Origin of the sequence: Veillonella faecalis, from assembly GCF_024677885.1 — a bacterium.
Classification (GTDB): Bacteria; Bacillota; Negativicutes; order Veillonellales; family Veillonellaceae; genus Veillonella; species Veillonella nakazawae.
On record NZ_JALBWL010000002.1, the window covers coordinates 479,244 to 495,562 of the forward strand.

The 16,319-nt window shown below is 40.2% G+C and carries 18 protein-coding genes and 3 tRNA genes; 17 read left to right on the forward strand and 4 right to left on the reverse strand.

What is annotated here, in order from left to right:
• Positions 1 to 63 precede the first annotated feature (63 nt).
• The 16 genes from MOQ65_RS05930 (at position 64) to MOQ65_RS06005 (ending at position 13,399) form a co-directional block, all read left to right on the forward strand.
• Entirely contained in the window at positions 64 to 1,701 is a 1,638-nt protein-coding gene (locus tag MOQ65_RS05930; RefSeq protein ID WP_257846967.1) for a phosphoglucomutase, read from the forward strand.
• 134 nt (positions 1,702 to 1,835) lie between these two features.
• Positions 1,836 to 2,111, forward strand: coding sequence for an ACT domain-containing protein (locus tag MOQ65_RS05935; RefSeq protein WP_024065891.1), 276 nt, complete (start codon positions 1,836 to 1,838; stop codon positions 2,109 to 2,111).
• A gap of 8 nt (positions 2,112 to 2,119) precedes the next feature.
• The gene (locus tag MOQ65_RS05940; protein ID WP_024065892.1) at positions 2,120 to 3,478 is read left to right on the forward strand and encodes a PFL family protein; all 1,359 of its coding nucleotides are present in this window, start codon (positions 2,120 to 2,122) and stop codon (positions 3,476 to 3,478) included.
• 33 nt (positions 3,479 to 3,511) lie between these two features.
• Complete coding sequence (locus MOQ65_RS05945; protein WP_257846968.1) at positions 3,512 to 4,663, forward strand: glycosyltransferase family 4 protein; 1,152 nt, start codon at positions 3,512 to 3,514, stop codon at positions 4,661 to 4,663.
• A 57-nt stretch (positions 4,664 to 4,720) separates the two neighbouring features.
• Positions 4,721 to 5,863: a non-hydrolyzing UDP-N-acetylglucosamine 2-epimerase gene (wecB, locus tag MOQ65_RS05950; RefSeq protein ID WP_257846969.1), complete on the forward strand. Its 1,143-nt coding sequence runs from the start codon at positions 4,721 to 4,723 to the stop codon at positions 5,861 to 5,863.
• 1 nt (position 5,864) lies between these two features.
• Positions 5,865 to 6,059, forward strand: coding sequence for an AtpZ/AtpI family protein (locus tag MOQ65_RS05955; RefSeq protein ID WP_024065895.1), 195 nt, complete (start codon positions 5,865 to 5,867; stop codon positions 6,057 to 6,059).
• A 10-nt stretch (positions 6,060 to 6,069) separates the two neighbouring features.
• The gene (locus tag MOQ65_RS05960; protein WP_024065896.1) at positions 6,070 to 6,438 is read left to right on the forward strand and encodes an ATP synthase I superfamily; all 369 of its coding nucleotides are present in this window, start codon (positions 6,070 to 6,072) and stop codon (positions 6,436 to 6,438) included.
• Between the two features lie 170 nt (positions 6,439 to 6,608).
• The gene (atpB, locus tag MOQ65_RS05965) at positions 6,609 to 7,307 is read left to right on the forward strand and encodes a F0F1 ATP synthase subunit A (protein WP_105084946.1); all 699 of its coding nucleotides are present in this window, start codon (positions 6,609 to 6,611) and stop codon (positions 7,305 to 7,307) included.
• A gap of 20 nt (positions 7,308 to 7,327) precedes the next feature.
• Positions 7,328 to 7,555: a F0F1 ATP synthase subunit C gene (atpE, locus tag MOQ65_RS05970; protein ID WP_004695064.1), complete on the forward strand. Its 228-nt coding sequence runs from the start codon at positions 7,328 to 7,330 to the stop codon at positions 7,553 to 7,555.
• An 18-nt stretch (positions 7,556 to 7,573) separates the two neighbouring features.
• On the forward strand, positions 7,574 to 8,071 hold the full coding sequence (gene atpF, locus MOQ65_RS05975; RefSeq protein ID WP_105089726.1) for a F0F1 ATP synthase subunit B: 498 nt from the start codon (positions 7,574 to 7,576) through the stop codon (positions 8,069 to 8,071).
• A gap of 4 nt (positions 8,072 to 8,075) precedes the next feature.
• On the forward strand, positions 8,076 to 8,627 hold the full coding sequence (atpH, locus tag MOQ65_RS05980; RefSeq protein WP_105094204.1) for an ATP synthase F1 subunit delta: 552 nt from the start codon (positions 8,076 to 8,078) through the stop codon (positions 8,625 to 8,627).
• 16 nt (positions 8,628 to 8,643) lie between these two features.
• On the forward strand, positions 8,644 to 10,182 hold the full coding sequence (gene atpA / locus MOQ65_RS05985; RefSeq protein WP_105094203.1) for a F0F1 ATP synthase subunit alpha: 1,539 nt from the start codon (positions 8,644 to 8,646) through the stop codon (positions 10,180 to 10,182).
• Between the two features lie 3 nt (positions 10,183 to 10,185).
• Positions 10,186 to 11,040, forward strand: coding sequence for an ATP synthase F1 subunit gamma (atpG, locus tag MOQ65_RS05990; RefSeq protein WP_105094202.1), 855 nt, complete (start codon positions 10,186 to 10,188; stop codon positions 11,038 to 11,040).
• Between the two features lie 18 nt (positions 11,041 to 11,058).
• Positions 11,059 to 12,483 (forward strand): F0F1 ATP synthase subunit beta, encoded by a 1,425-nt coding sequence (gene atpD, locus MOQ65_RS05995; protein WP_105084942.1) that lies wholly within the window; start codon positions 11,059 to 11,061, stop codon positions 12,481 to 12,483.
• Between the two features lie 3 nt (positions 12,484 to 12,486).
• The gene (gene atpC, locus MOQ65_RS06000) at positions 12,487 to 12,894 is read left to right on the forward strand and encodes an ATP synthase F1 subunit epsilon (protein WP_156720011.1); all 408 of its coding nucleotides are present in this window, start codon (positions 12,487 to 12,489) and stop codon (positions 12,892 to 12,894) included.
• 148 nt (positions 12,895 to 13,042) lie between these two features.
• A complete protein-coding gene (locus MOQ65_RS06005; RefSeq protein ID WP_105084941.1) occupies positions 13,043 to 13,399 on the forward strand; it encodes a hypothetical protein in 357 nt (118 codons plus the stop codon).
• A gap of 70 nt (positions 13,400 to 13,469) precedes the next feature.
• On the opposite strand, the gene MOQ65_RS06010 is transcribed toward MOQ65_RS06005, so the two are convergent.
• The 4 genes from MOQ65_RS06010 to MOQ65_RS06025 all read right to left on the reverse strand — a co-directional run bounded on the left by MOQ65_RS06010 (position 13,470) and on the right by MOQ65_RS06025 (position 14,719).
• Positions 13,470 to 14,378, reverse strand: coding sequence for a hypothetical protein (locus MOQ65_RS06010; RefSeq protein ID WP_156720012.1), 909 nt, complete (start codon positions 14,376 to 14,378; stop codon positions 13,470 to 13,472).
• 107 nt (positions 14,379 to 14,485) lie between these two features.
• Positions 14,486 to 14,561 (reverse strand) — tRNA-Val (locus MOQ65_RS06015).
• 3 nt (positions 14,562 to 14,564) lie between these two features.
• Positions 14,565 to 14,639 (reverse strand) — tRNA-Glu (locus tag MOQ65_RS06020).
• 4 nt (positions 14,640 to 14,643) lie between these two features.
• A tRNA-Asn gene (locus MOQ65_RS06025) sits at positions 14,644 to 14,719 on the reverse strand.
• A gap of 742 nt (positions 14,720 to 15,461) precedes the next feature.
• Here MOQ65_RS06025 and MOQ65_RS06030 point away from each other — a divergent pair.
• Positions 15,462 to 16,304, forward strand: a complete 843-nt coding sequence (locus tag MOQ65_RS06030; protein ID WP_009660830.1) for a fumarate hydratase — start codon at positions 15,462 to 15,464, stop codon at positions 16,302 to 16,304.
• The last annotated feature ends 15 nt before the right edge of the window (positions 16,305 to 16,319 follow it).

Here is a 16,319-nt window from a genome sequence, read left to right on the forward strand (position 1 = left end):
CTTAATCATGTGTAAATATAATATTTTATGAATGATATATACAGTTGAGATTAGGAGGTTCCTATGGCTCATAAATTAGCAGGTATGCCTGTACAAGAACAAGATATTATTGATGTGCAAACATTGGTGGATGCATATTTTGATAATGCACCGGATGTAACCGATCCGACACAACTCGTATCCTTTGGTACATCTGGTCATCGTGGTACCTCGTTGAATGGTACCTTTACAGATTTACATGTAGCAGCTATTACGCAGGCTATCTGTGATGGTCGTGGACAATTTGGTGCGACAGGTCCCATTTTTGTGGGCCAAGATACACATGCTTTATCTCAGCCTGCATTAGTAACAGTGCTTGAGGTCCTTGCCGGTAATGGCGTGGTTGCAATGGTTGATGCGGATATGGACTTTGTGCCTACACCGTCAGTGTCTCGTGCTATCATTCGGTATAATGAAAGTCATTTTGATAAGGCGGATGGTATCGTTATTACACCATCCCATAACCCGCCAGATAATGGGGGCATTAAGTATAATGCTACCAATGGTGGCCCTGCGGATACATTGATAACGAAATGGATTGAAACCCGCGCCAATGAGTACGTTCGTGCTTATTGTGAATTAGAAGGGTTCAAACGTATTAGTGTTGATAATATTGAACCAGATCAACAAGTTCCGTATGACTACAAGGGTTTATATGTGGAAGAGTTATCTTCTATCATCAATATGGAGGCTCTTCAAAGTGCTAATCCTAAGATCCTTGTCAATGCATTAGGTGGTAGTGGTCTCGGTTATTGGCGAGCTATTAAAGAACGATATAATCTTAATATGGATATCATCAATGATGAGTACGATCCAACCTTTAGCTTTATGACTTATGACCATGATGGTAAGGTGCGTATGGATTGTTCCTCTGAATATGCGATGGCGGATGTAATTAAACAAATTGGCAATTATGATCTCGCTGTTGGCAATGATCCTGATTATGATCGCTATGGTATCGTTACTGCAGAGGGTCTTGTTTCTCCAAATGCATTCCTTACGGTTGCTGCAGATTATTTGTTTACGACCCGTGGTTGGACTGATAAAGGGGTAGGGAAAACCGTTGTTTGTACTACGATGATTGATAAATGGGCAGCCCTTAAAGAGATACCTGTTTATGAGGTTCCAGTAGGTTTTAAATATTTTAGCTCCTTATTATTTGATGGTGAGATTGGTATCGGTGGAGAAGAATCTGCAGGTGCATCGTTCCTCAAAAAGGATGGCACCGTATGGACTACTGATAAAGACGGCATGGTAATGGCTTTATTGGCGATGGAAATATATGCCGTAATGGGAGCCACTGTTGATAGACTGTATAACAATATTGTTGAAGGCTGTGGAGATCCTCGCTTTGGTCGTATTGATGCGGCGTGCACAAAGGCGGCAAAGGCTAAGTTGAAGCAGTTGAATGCAAGCTCCATTACCGCTACTGAGGTAGACGGAGATCCTATTACTAATATACGTACTACTTCCTTGTATAAGGATATGCCAATCGATGGTGTTCGTGTAGAAACTGAAACAGGTTGGTTTGTAGCACGTCCGTCTGGCACAGAAGATTTATATAAAATCTATGGTGAAAGCTATAAAGGGGATAAAGGTTTAGTTGCGTTATTGACAGCAGGAGAGGCTATTGTAACGGCTGCATTATCCGACGAAGTATAAAATACCGTCTTCGGGTGAAAACTCATGAAGATTTCACCGTAGAAAAGTAATAAATATGATATAATATATTAATATAGTTTATTGAATGCCCCATATGGGTTAAATAGTTTGTAGTGCTCAGAAAAGGTGATGTTATGAAATTAGTTGTTACCGTTGTCGGCGTTGACCGCGTTGGTATCATTGCTGGGGTTAGTACAGTACTTGCTAATCACGGTGTAAATATTATGTCTATTAATCAAACCATTCTTGACGGCGTTTTCAATATGATTATGATGTGTGAAACAAAGTCTGAAGATATAAAAGATTTGACCTCCATTCAAGAGGCTTTAACTACACTTGGTAAAGAACTTGGTGTTGAAATCCGTGCACAACATGCTGATATTTTCTTAAGCATGCACCGTGTAGGATAGGAGGCACTATGTTATCTATCGACAATATTTTAGAAACGAATCAGATGATTCATGATAACAAGCTTGATGTTCGTACTATTACGATGGGCATTAGCTTGCTAGAATGCGCATCTAGTTCTGGTAAAGAACTATGTGATCGCATTTATGATCGCATTACAAAAGAAGCTGAACATCTTGTGTCCACTGGTGAGGATATTGAGCGCGAGTTTGGTATTCCTATCATTAATAAACGCATCTCTGTAACTCCTATCTCTCTTGTTGCAGGTGGTAGTGACTTAACATCCTATGTACCAATTGCAGAAGCGATGGACCGTGCTGCTAAAACAGTAGGTGTTAACTTTATCGGTGGTTACTCCGCTCTTGTAACAAAAGGTGCTACACGAGCTGATCGCATCTTAATTGATTCTATCCCAGAAGCATTGGCAACTACAGATATCGTATGTAGCTCTGTAGGTGTTGGTTCTACTAAAACTGGTATCAACATGGACGCAGTTCGCGACATGGGGATTATCGTTAAGAAAACGGCAGAACTTACAAAGGATAATGATGCTCTTGGATGTGCTAAGCTCGTTATTTTCTGTAATCCTGTAGAGGATAATCCATTCATGGCAGGCGCTTTCTTTGGCGTCACTGAAGGTGACAGTGCTATTTCTGTAGGCGTATCTGGCCCAGGCGTTGTAAAACACGCACTTGAGTCTGTGCGTGGTCAGTCCTTTGACGTTGTAGCAGAAACGATTAAACGTACTGCTTTCAAAATTACTCGTGTAGGCCAATTAGTAGCACAAGAGGCATCTCGTCGTCTTGGTAAACCATTTGGCATTATCGATTTGTCCTTGGCGCCAACACCAGCGGTAGGCGATTCTGTTGCTCACGTTCTTGAAGAAATGGGCTTGTCATCTTGTGGTTGTCATGGTACGACTGCGGCACTTGCATTACTTAATGATGCGGTGAAAAAAGGTGGTCTTATGGCATCCTCTCACGTAGGTGGCCTCAGTGGTGCATTTATTCCAGTATCTGAAGATGCTGGTATGATTGATGCCGTATCTTGTGGCAGTTTATCCCTCGATAAATTAGAGGCTATGACATGCGTATGTTCCGTTGGCCTTGACATGATTGCTATTCCTGGAGACACAACAGCGGATACAATTTCTGCAATTATTGCTGATGAATCTGCTATTGGTATGATTAATAATAAGACAACTGCGGTTCGTGTAATTCCTGTACCTGGCAAAACAGTAGGTGAGGTTGTTGAATTTGGTGGCCTTTTAGGTTACGCTCCAATTATTGAAGTGAGTCCATATAGTGCAGCTGAGTTCATCGCCCGTGGTGGTCGTATTCCAGCACCTATTCGTAGCTTAACTAATTAATTGTGTTTATAACCCAGTTGTTGGAGGTGTCTTATGAGTGATTATGTGCTCGATTATGTGTGGGCCTTTGCTCTGGCGCTCATCATAACCTTTGCACTAACCCCTTTGGTAAAACGCTTTGCCGTTGCCGTAGGGGCAATAGATAAACCTGATGCCCGAAAGGTGCATCATGGTGCTATTCCACGACTTGGTGGGTTAGCAATCTTTCTTGGTTATATAGGATCGGTCCTCTTTAATGGCTCTATCCCACATGACCATAAACTATTTGGCTTTGTACTTGGTACAGTTATTCTTGTGCTCGTTGGCATTTGGGATGATATTAAACAGATTGAGCCAAAGACTAAGTTAATGGGCCAAATCATAGCAGCTGCAATTTTGGTGGCTTATGATATTCGGGTGGACTTTATCAACCTTCCTTGGGGTGGTGTAGTGTACCTTAAATATTGGGCTGCTCCATTGACTATTTTCTGGATCGTAGGATTTACGAATATCGTAAATCTTATCGATGGCCTTGATGGCTTGGCAGCAGGGATTTCCTTCATTGCTTGTATTGCTGTTTGCGCTATGACGTTACAACTTGGCCAAACTGACTTAGCATGTATATCTCTTGCACTTGCAGGTGCAACAGTAGGGTTCTTGCGGTATAACTTTAACCCAGCGAAAATTTTCATGGGTGATACGGGTTCTATGCTCCTCGGTTATACTTTAGCAGCTATTTCTGTAATGGGTGCTGTTAAAACGGCAGCTACTATTGCATTAGTAGTTCCTGCAATCGTACTAGGCTTACCAATTCTGGATACATTATTTGCTATCGTACGCCGTAAAATTAGCGGTCGTCCAATTTTTAAGCCCGATAAAGGCCATGTGCATCATCGTTTGTTAGCTCAAGGTTTATCTCAAAAACAAGCGGTGCTAATGATGTATGCCGTAACAGCTCTGTTTGGTGGCGTGTCCGTCATCGTAGCAGAGGTCAATGCTTGGATTGGTATTGCATTGGTACTCGTTATCTTCTTAGGCAGTATTTTTGTGGCTCGTCGCCTTGGTGTTATTACCCATAGTGATGCGGCTGGACATCCATTACCACGTCCTACAATTGAACGCAGCGATTCAGATGAAACTATTTCCTTTGATCGTGAAGAATTGGCAAAAGCTTTAGAGGACTCTGATGATTCCCATAAGAAATAACCATATGTGGGGCGCACGGCGCCCCATTTTTTCTATCCTACTATGTTGGAGGCAACTATGTTAAAAGTTATGACAATCTTTGGTACAAGACCTGAAGCTATCAAGATGGCTCCTCTTGTAAAAGCACTAGAAGCAGCACCAGATATGGAGCCGATTGTAACCGTTACGGCACAACATCGCGATATGCTCGATCAAGTACTAAACTTGTTCAATATTACCCCTGATTACGACTTAAATATTATGAGCCAAGGTCAAACATTGTACGATGTAACAAACCGTGCATTGATGGGCCTTAAAGATGTATTAGAAGAAGCTAAACCTGATGTAGTTCTTGTACATGGTGATACAACAACAACCTTTGCAGGTGCTTTGGCGTCCTTCTATCAAGAGATTCCTGTAGGTCACGTAGAGGCAGGTCTTCGTACTGGAGATATTTATTCTCCGTTCCCAGAGGAAATGAATCGTAAATTGACTGGCTCTATTGCAACCTATCATTTTGCACCAACAGCTAGTTCTGAAAGCAATCTTAAGAAAGAAAATATCAATACAGATCATCTATATGTAACAGGCAATACTGTTATCGATGCCCTTGATACAACAGTGCAAGATAATTATGTTTTTGATGATGCTGCTATCAATGCATTAGATCCTAAAAAACGTACAGTTCTTGTTACTACACATCGACGTGAAAACTTGGGTGAGCCTATGCGCCATGTGTACCAAGCTATTCGCGATTTAATTAATGAATTTGAAGATATTCAAGTGGTCTTCCCTGTACATAAGAATCCTAAGGTTCGCCAAGTTGTACAAGAGGAACTCGGTTCTGTAGAACGGGTTACCTTAATCGATCCACTTGATTATGAACCATTTGCGAACTTAATGGCTAAATCTTATTTGATTCTTACTGATTCTGGTGGAATTCAAGAGGAAGCGCCAGCCCTTGGAAAACCAGTTCTCGTATTGCGTGATACCACAGAACGCCCTGAAGCTGTTGAAGCTGGTACGGTTCGCCTAGTAGGTACTGATAAAGATGCAGTACACGCAGCGGCTCATGAATTGTTGAGCAATGCAGCAGCTTATAAATTGATGTCGAATTCCGTTAACCCTTATGGTGACGGCAAAGCATCTGAACGCATTATTCAAGCGTTGCGCCATGAGTTCTTAGGCGATCCTAATCGTCCTGAACGGTTTGGTAAATAATATGGATAAGGACCTTGTGAAAGCCCTCGCCATGGCAACATCGGCGGGGCTCACACTCGTTTTCTGTATAGGTGGTTTCATTTGGATTGGATATACACTGGATGGTTGGTTTAGAACTGAACCGTTATGTATGATTGTATTTGGTCTTATTGGAGCTATAACAGGTTTTTATATGTTATATAAACAAGTTAAGTAGTGAGGTATATATGAATCAATATATTAAATTCATAGTGCGTGTGCTACTAACTTGTTTTTTTATTGCCTTTTTAGGCGGTATAATACAAGTTTTATGTGGCCTAGAACAGTATCTATGGGGATGGTTTTGGGGGATTTTTATAATGGTACTCTACTTGCTAAGTTTAGCTTTGCATGGTCAATCCATTGTATCAGGGGATCCTTACAAAGCCGTTCGTAAAGCTCGTAGACAGATGATATGGCGTCTTATGTTAGTAGGCTCATTAGTAGTCTTAGGATTAAAGATTCCCGGCATAGAGGCTATTAGCATGTTTGTTGGCGTCGCACTTATTCAGCCCGCATTATATGTTGTTTACTGGTGGCTTAGTCGACATTTCTAATCTTATGATGTGTTAAATTATAGATACATTCCAATAATGCATTATACACAATACATTCATGAGAAATTAGAATTGTTTACCTTTCAAGTGTTGATTATATATCTATAACGATGTATGATGATACATATATATTATATTTATATTTATTGTAAGTATATTAGTTTTTTATTATGTCTATGGAAGGGGTTGAGAACGTGGAATTACATGCGGGACACCATGAAGTCGTGCAGTGGTTAGGGTTGACATTTAATTTGGATACTCTAATTGCTACATGGGTTACTATGGCTATTGTAATACTGATAACAGTACTAGCCACCCGGGGACGAAAATTGGTGCCTGTAGGCTTGCAAAATATAGTTGAATCTATATTGGAAGGCTTAGAGGGGCAATTAGCTCCGAACTTAGGTCGTCATTGGCCGATGGTGAGTTCCTTGTTATTTACGTTTTTCTTATTTATTTTTGTAGGAAACGAATTAGGTTTAATGCCTACGTTTAAGGCTTTAACATCACCAACATCCGATATTAATACTACTGTAGCATTAGCTCTATGTAGCACATTAGTAGTATGGGTTATGGGGATTAAAGTTAAAGGCTTATCCTATTTCAAGCATTTCGTACGACCTTATAAGGCTTTGCTAATACTGAATATTTTTGAAGAGATTGCTAGACCTGTTACACTTGCCTTCCGTCTATTTGGTAATATCGTAGCTGGTGAAATTCTGTTAGAAGTATTGTACAATTTGCCTTGGTTTGTACCGGTACCATGGGTATGGATTGCTTTTAGTTTATTTATTGGTATTATTCAAGCCTTTATTTTTACCGTTCTTACTGCCTCCTACTTGGGGATGGCTCTTAGTGAGGAACATTAATTTTTTACGGAGGATATATTATGGAAGCTCAAGGTTTATTCGCATTAGCAGCAGCAATCGCAGTAGGTTGTGGTGCCATTGGTGCAGGTATCGGTGACGGTCTTGTATCTAGCAAAGTAATTGAAGGTATTACGCGTCAACCTGAATTGCGTGGTCAATTGATGTCTACTATGTTCGTAGCGATTGGCTTGATCGAAGCGATGCCTATCATCGGTGTAGTAGTAGCATTTATTTTGTTATTCAGATAATAACGAGGAGGAATAACCTTGGTTGACTTAAGCCTTGGAACGATTCTTGCTCAAATGTTGAACTTTTTTATATTAGTTTGGCTATTGGCTCGTTTTGCATATAAACCATTATTGGCTATGATGACAGAACGTAAAGAACGAATTGCTAAAGACTTAGAAGCTGCAGAAAAAGCTCGTGCAGAAGCAGAAGAATTTAAAGCTGATTATGCAGCTCAAATTTCTAATGCTCGTGTAGAGGCACAAAAAATTGTTGAAAAAGCAATTCAAGAAGCAGAAAATACAACACGTGAACAATTAGCAACAGCTCGCGAGCAAATTGAACAAGAAAAAAATCGTGCTCGTCAAGATATTGCCATTGAACGTGATCGTGCTATGAACAGCTTGCGCAATGAAGTTGTTTCTTTATCTGTAGCTATGGCTGGTAAAGTTGTTGCTAAAGATATGAACAGCGAAACTAATACGAAATTGATCGAAGACGCTATTCGTCAACTTGATAGTAAAACGATAGGGTTGTGATACGATGAGCATAGAAATTGTAGCAGATAAATATAGTTCGGCTATGTTTGAATTAGCTCAAGAACAAAATAAGTTGGAACTCATGGAGGAGCAATTAGGTTATGTAGCATCCGTAATGGTTGATCAACCTGAGTTGCGTTCATTTCTAGAGAATCCAATCGTTACAGAAGATGCAAAGATTAAGCTTATTGGTAAAATTTTTGACTCTAGTATCGATAAAGTTGCTCTACACTTTATTTATGTGATGATTAAGCGCGGTCGTTATCGCTATATAGCATCGACTATCGAAGCGTTTATTAAGAAATCACGTGCAGCACGTGGTATTTTGGAAGCTACTGTAACAGTAGCTGAACCAATTACAGCTGATGTAGAAGCATCTGTACAAGCTAAACTAAGAGAAGTAACAGGAAAAGATGTCATCTTATCCGTGCGTCAAGATCCATCCATTATGGGTGGTATCGTTATCCAAGTAGGGGATAAACGCATCGATGGCTCTGTAGCTCGCCGTTTAGAGGAATTAGAAAAATCTTTATTAAGAACGAACTCTATTAGATAGGGGTGAATGGGTATATATGAAAATGAAGCCTGAAGAAATCACTGCTATAATTAAACAGCAGATTCAGGACTATGATGTTGACCTCAATGTCGATGACGTGGGTACTGTTCTTGACGTAGGGGATGGCATCGCCCATATTTATGGTCTTGAAAGAGCCATGGCTGGTGAGTTGTTAGAGTTACCACACGGCGTATATGGCTTGGTTTTGAACTTAGAATTAGATAATGTTGGTGCCGTACTATTAGGTGACGACTTCTTGATTAAAGAAGGCGATGAAGTACGCCGTACTGGCAAAATTATGGACGTACCAGTAGGTGATGCTCTTATTGGTCGTGTAGTAAATCCATTGGGGCAGCCTATCGATGGCAAGGGTGCTATTCAAGCGACTGAACGTCGTCCTGTAGAACATCCAGCGCCTGGTATTGCGGATCGTCAATCTGTAAACGAACCATTGCAAACAGGTTTGAAAGCGATTGATGCGATGGTACCAATTGGCCGTGGCCAACGTGAGCTTATCATTGGTGACCGTGGTACAGGTAAAACTGCAATTGCTCTTGATACAATTATCAATCAAAAAGGTAAAGATGTAATTTGTATCTATGTAGCAATTGGTCAAAAAGAATCTACCGTAGCTCGTGTAGTACAAAAATTGGAAGAAACAGGTGCGTTGGAATATACAATCGTTGTTTCTGCTAGTGCTTCTACAGGGGCTCCATTACAATACATCGCTCCGTATGCAGGTGTTGCTATGGGTGAATACTTCATGTACAAAGGCAAACATGTACTTTGTGTATATGATGACTTAACTAAGCAAGCGGCTGCTTACCGTGCTATGTCTTTATTATTACGCCGTCCACCAGGGCGTGAAGCGTATCCAGGCGACGTATTCTACTTACATAGCCGTCTATTAGAACGTGCTGCGAAACTTTCACCAGAACTTGGTGGTGGTTCCATTACTGCGTTGCCAATCATTGAAACACAAGCAGGTGACGTATCTGCATACATCCCAACAAACGTAATTTCCATTACTGATGGTCAAATTTTCTTGGGTACAGATATGTTCTACTCTGGCATCCGCCCAGCGGTTGATGTAGGTTTGTCCGTATCCCGTGTAGGTGGTAGTGCGCAAACTAAAGCGATGAAACAAGTAGCAGGCCAATTGCGTTTGGACCTTGCTCAATATCGTGAGTTAGCTGCCTTCGCTCAGTTCGGTTCCGATCTTGATGCGGCTACTAAAGCACAATTAGACCGTGGTGAACGTTTGACTGAAATGTTAAAACAAGGTCAATATGAACCTATGAGCGTAGCAGAAATGGTTATTAATCTTTACGCTGGTACAAAAGGATATTTAGCAAGTATTCAAGTGGATGATATTTTAGCGTTTGAAGCTGAACTTTTACGTTATATAAAAGCTAACTATCCTGAAATCATCACAAATATTGAAACGTCTAAGAAAATTGACGAAGATACTGAAAATCTATTGAAACAAGCAATCCCAGAATGTGTAGAAGCATTTGGTTCTACGCATACATTAGTGTCTCATAAGGAGGCGTAATGTATGGCTAGTGCACAAGATTTGCGAAAACGCATAAAAAGTGTTACCAATACGCAACAAATTACAAAAGCGATGAAGATGGTAGCCTCTGCTCGTCTTCGTAAGGCGCAAACAAAAGCGGAAGGTACTCGTCCTTACGCAGAGAAGATTGGGCAAATCTTGCGTCATATGTCTAATAGTGATTTAGAAGGCTTTAGCAGTCCTTTGTTAGAGGTACGCCCTATAAAACGCACATGCTATATCGTAATAGGTGCCGATAAGGGCCTTGCAGGGGCATTCTCGTCTAATGTGTTGAAGTTTGCTATGGAACAATTGCATGGTAAATCTTCCGATACATACCGTGTTATCACGGCAGGTAAAAAGCCTAGAGACAGCATGAAATCTAGAGGAATTCATATCGATAAGTCCTATGCAGGCTTCTCTGATAAACCTTCTTATGAACATGCCCGTGCCATTATGCATGAAGCACTTTCACTATACGAACGTCATGAAGTTGACGAAGTCATCATGATCTATACACGTTTTGTAAATTCTATGACGCAAATTGCACAGGCTGAGCGCTTGTTGCCGATAGAGCAACCACAAGATGAGGTAAAGGGCGAAGAGTATGATTTCATGCCATCTGCTGTATCTGTCTTGGAGGCGTTGTTACCAAAATATTTAGAGATTACTGTTTATAATGGATTGTTGCAATCTGCAGCAAGTGAATTGGGTGCTCGTATGACAGCTATGACATCTGCTACAGATAATGCAGGGGAACTCATTGATTCCTTAGGTCTTGAATATAACAAGTTACGTCAATCTAGCATTACAAACGAAATTTCTGAAATCGTTGGTGGCGCTAATGCCTTGCAATAAATAAGGAGACATTTGTCGATGAGTAATAATATTGGTAAAGTTGTGCAGGTCATTGGCCCAGTTGTAGACGTGCGCTTCGATGCTGGTCATTTGCCAAGCATCTACAACGCCATCAACATCTACCATGATCATAAGGCACATGATAGACAAAAAATTGTAGTAGAGGTTATGCAACACTTAGGCGACGATACTGTACGTTGTGTTGCGATGAGCTCTACTGACGGTATGACCCGTAATATGGATGCCGAAGATACTGGTGCTGCAATTGCGGTTCCTGTAGGCGAAGGCGTGTTGGGTCGTATCTTTAACGTATTGGGTGAAACTGTAGACCATGATCCAGCTCCAGTTGTAGCTGATGAAAAATGGCCTATTCACCGTCCAGCACCTAAATTTGATGACCTTTCTCCAGATACTAAAATCTTGGAAACAGGTATTAAGGTCGTTGACCTTATCGCTCCATATGTAAAAGGTGGTAAAATCGGCCTCTTCGGTGGTGCCGGTGTAGGTAAAACCGTATTAATTATGGAATTGATTCACAATGTTGCCACAGAGCACGGTGGTTACTCCGTATTCTCCGGCGTAGGCGAACGTACTCGTGAAGGTAACGACTTGTGGAACGAAATGAAAGAGTCCGGCGTTATCAACAAAACAGCTCTTGTATATGGCCAAATGAATGAGCCACCTGGGGCACGTATGCGGGTTGGTCTTACAGGACTTACAATGGCTGAATACTTCCGTGATGTGAAGAAACAAGACGTGCTCTTGTTTATCGATAACATCTTCCGCTTTATCCAAGCGGGCTCTGAAGTATCTGCCCTCCTAGGTCGTATGCCATCTGCCGTAGGTTACCAACCTACATTGGCTAATGACGTAGGGGCATTACAAGAACGTATTACATCTACCAAAGAAGGTTCTATTACTTCAGTACAAGCTGTATACGTACCTGCCGATGACTTAACTGACCCTGCTCCAGCGGCAACATTCGCTCACTTGGATGCGACAACAGTATTGTCTCGTTCCATTGCGGAACTTGGTATCTATCCAGCGGTGGATCCGTTAGATTCTACAAGCCGTATTTTGGACCCACATGTACTTGGTGAAGAACACTATGAAGTAGCGCGTGGCGTGCAAGAAGTATTGCAAAAATATAAAGATCTTCAAGATATCATCGCAATCCTTGGTATGGAAGAATTGTCTGACGAAGATAAATTGACTGTATCTCGTGCGCGTAAGATTCAACGTTTCTTGAGTCAACCGTTCTTCGTAGCTGAAGTATTTACTGGTTCTCCTGGTAAATACGTACCATTGTCCGAAACATTGAGAGGCTTTAGAGAAATCCTTGATGGTAAACATGACGATTTGCCAGAAGGCGCATTCTACATGGTTGGTACCATCGATGAAGCCGTTCAAAAAGCAAAGGAAATGCAAGAGAAGGGGGAATAATCCATGGCGGAACCTATGACCCTACAGATCATCACACCTGATGCAATTGTTTTTGAAGGCAAGTCTACATTCTTTGTAGGTAAAGCTATCGATGGTCAATTTGGTATTTTGCCAAATCATGCACCTATGATTATTGCATTAGATTTAGCACCGTTACGCATAGATCAACCAGATGGAACATCTCGTGAACTTGCCGTATTTGGTGGCTTCTGTGAAATCGAACATAATAAGGTGAGTATTGTAACACCAGATTGCCAAGATCCAGCATCCATTGATGTGGAACGTGCTCGTCGAGCTAAAGAACGTGCAGAAGGTAGGTTATCCAACCCTACACCAGATATTGATGTAGAAAGAGCAGAAGCTGCATTGCAACGTGCATTATTGCGCTTGCATGTAACTAAACAACTATAAAGAAAAAGGCTAGCCATAGGGCTAGCCTTTTTCTATAGAATTTCATTTTGTTTATAGGAAACACTCATCTAACATTAAGGTCATCTACTTATACTAAAATTTGTCATTTAAATTTAATGACTTATTGTGTTAATTTGGAGGTTTTCTAATGAACGTATCAAAAAAATCTTTCATTGCTTTTGCTGTATTAGCATGCTGTTTTGGTGCATCTACACTAGGAACACATGTAGACGCATCTTATGGTTATAAATATACTGACTCGGTTCGTCCACCAGTAGAAACTCCTACAAATGATGCTTTTAGAGCTAACATGGTTAAACAAAATGAAGCTGATAATGCTAAATATGCTGCGACTACTAATACAAGTACAGCAAGTGCAAAAGATGATGATTCAATTTATTACGTAAGCGATTTATCTGATTCCTTCCGTAGTTCATTTACTGCACTTTTAAGAAATGCTGGTTTTACAGAGCATCAACTTAGATTAATCGGCTTGATTCACTAAGTTATGTATCGTTAATAGGTGAATACAAAAAGACCGTTAAGCAATTGCTTAACGGTCTTTTTAGTGTCTCTTATAATACGCTAACACCTTTTAAGGAGTAAGCAGTATTTCTAGGTTGTTCTACTTGGAAGTCAAGTACAACTGGAGATTCAGAGTTGATGCCAGGCGCTTGATAGCGGTCGCGGTCTGTTGGAATACGTTTGTATGGTAATTTATCAAGTAATACAGTCATAACTTTGTTCCATACAGCCTTATGTGTTGGCATTGTTAAGGAATCATCAGTTTGATTGAATCCACTGCGTACAGTGTGAATTACTTGATCATTCACATCGTAATAATATAAAAGTGCATTTACCTTTGCGGCGATATACATTTCACGATCATCATTATTATATGCATATGGGCTATTAACACCATTGATTTGTACATATACGTCTTGTAATGGTACAGGCATAATAACGATTTCAGAATTTTGTGCAGCTGCAATTTGTGCAAGGTCAACAGCTCTAATTTCAGCTGTTGGCGTATTAGTACTTACGATTGCTGTATCATAGTATGGATACTTAAGCGTATTAGATAGACGGTCTGTCATGTAACGACCTAATTGGGCGGTGTTTTCGTTGCGCAATTTTGCAGGTACAACAATTGTAACTTTGCGACTAGGGAAATTATCTAAGTGACCATCATAATTAGAATTAGAAGTATTTATAGTCGCTTTTTCAGGTGTTCCAACAATTGGAGTTGAAACAGGTGTATTTGCAACCTTCAAAATAGGTTGACCATTATTATCGGCTTGTAATGTAGGGGTAGTCGTATCTACATTGGATGGCATAGAGTTAATGACTACCGGTTGAGCGGTATTTGATGTTAACTGGCTCATATTAATAGTGGCAGCACTTGCTGTAGCGAGTGTAGATGCTAATAATACACCTAGTACTGTAAGTAGCGAACGTTTATAGCGTCCGAATGTATAAAACATAGTTCCTCCTCTAAATAAGACTCTTTAAAATTCACAAACAAAACAACTGGTACTATTATATCACATATACAAAAAAAAGAAGCAAGCTTTATGCTTGCTTCTAGGTTTGGTGGACGATGACAGGATCGAACTGCCGACATCCTGCTTGTAAGGCAGGCGCTCTCCCAGCTGAGCTAATCGTCCATATGGTGACCCGTCCGGGAATCGAACCCGGGATACCGCCGTGAAAGGGCGGTGTCTTAACCGCTTGACCAACGGGCCAGAATGGCTCCTCGAGTAGGACTCGAACCTACGACCGATCGGTTAACAGCCGATTGCTCTACCAACTGAGCTATCGAGGAATGGTACGATTGTTATTATATGTTAGATTAATTATAAAAGCAAGCGTTTTTTTTAAAATTACTATAAATTAAAAGACGTTAACTATGACTAAAACACATAACGTTATACAAAAAATCAATTATTAAAAATTTTGATAAGCAAGTCATTAAAATTAATATAATCTATATAAATGAATAAACACAGATAAATACTGTGTTTATAGAGATATCTTCAGGGATATTTTACTAAGAGTTAGCAATATAAGTATATTGAATATAATCGGTATACATATGCATTACAAAAAAGTTTAAACCTTTTATTTGAAAAATAATATCAAGTAGTCTGAAAGTGTATTTATCATCTTAGATATACTCTGCATTTATACGGTGATTTCAACCTAATTTTGGCCTCTAAAAGTGGATTAATATATAGGGTATAAAAATTCTTTCAACCTATGATTAACTATGACTTTTATCACATTGGAAATATAGTTTTTATAGTCGAAAATATGATGAAAAAGAACTATTGAAATACCGAAATATATACAGCAATATTCATGAAAATAATTCTCAAAACATGAAAAAGCATTGAGAAAACTGTATAGTTAAGCCGTTGAAAGCATGTATGTTGTGTGTTACGATTGATGCATAGAGTTAATCTCGATGTGTATGAGAAACATATGTCTTATACACTTGAGAGTTAAAAGTTATCTCACGGTAATTTAGAATTAATATTCAACTATGTTCCTGAGGAGGGATTATCTTGCGCGAGATTCAAGTATCTGAAATCACAAAAACAGTCCGTCAAATGTGTATGGACGCAGCTTACCACTTGCCAAAAGACATCTATGAAGGCTTGAAAAAAGGCCGTGAAACAGAAGAGTCTCCAGTTGGTTGCATCGTTCTCGATCAAATCATCAAAAATGCAGAAATTGCTGATGCTGAAGATCGTCCATACTGCCAAGATACTGGTATGACATTGGTATTCGTAGAAGTAGGTCAAGATGTTCATTTCGTTGGTGGCGATCTTAAAGAAGCTATCAATGAAGGTGTTGCTCAAGGTTATGTAGAAGGTTACCTTCGTAAATCCGTTGTAGCAGAACCATTGTTCAACCGTAAAAACACTCAAAACAACACACCTGCAATCATCTACATCGATATCGTTCCTGGCGATAAAGTAGAAATCAACGTAGAACTTAAAGGCTTCGGTTCTGAAAATAAATCTGACGTAGCTATGTTGGTACCTGCAGATGGCGTTGAAGGCGTTAAAAATGCAGTTCTTGAAATCGTAAAACATGCTGGCCCTAACCCATGCCCTCCAATCGTACTTGGCGTTGGTATTGGTGGTACTATGGACCAAGCAGCTGTTATGTCCAAAAAAGCTTTGCTTCGCGATATTAGCACTCCTCACAAAGATCCTGAGTATGCAAAATTGGAAGAAGAAATTTTGGAAATGGTTAACAAAACTGGTATCGGTCCACAATTGGGCGGCACAACAACTTGTATCGGTGTAAACATCGAATGGGGTGCAACTCATATCGCCGGCCTTCCTGTTGCTGTTACTATTATGTGTCATGCTGCTCGTCATAAACACGTAGTACTTTAATCGGTAGGAGGTAAT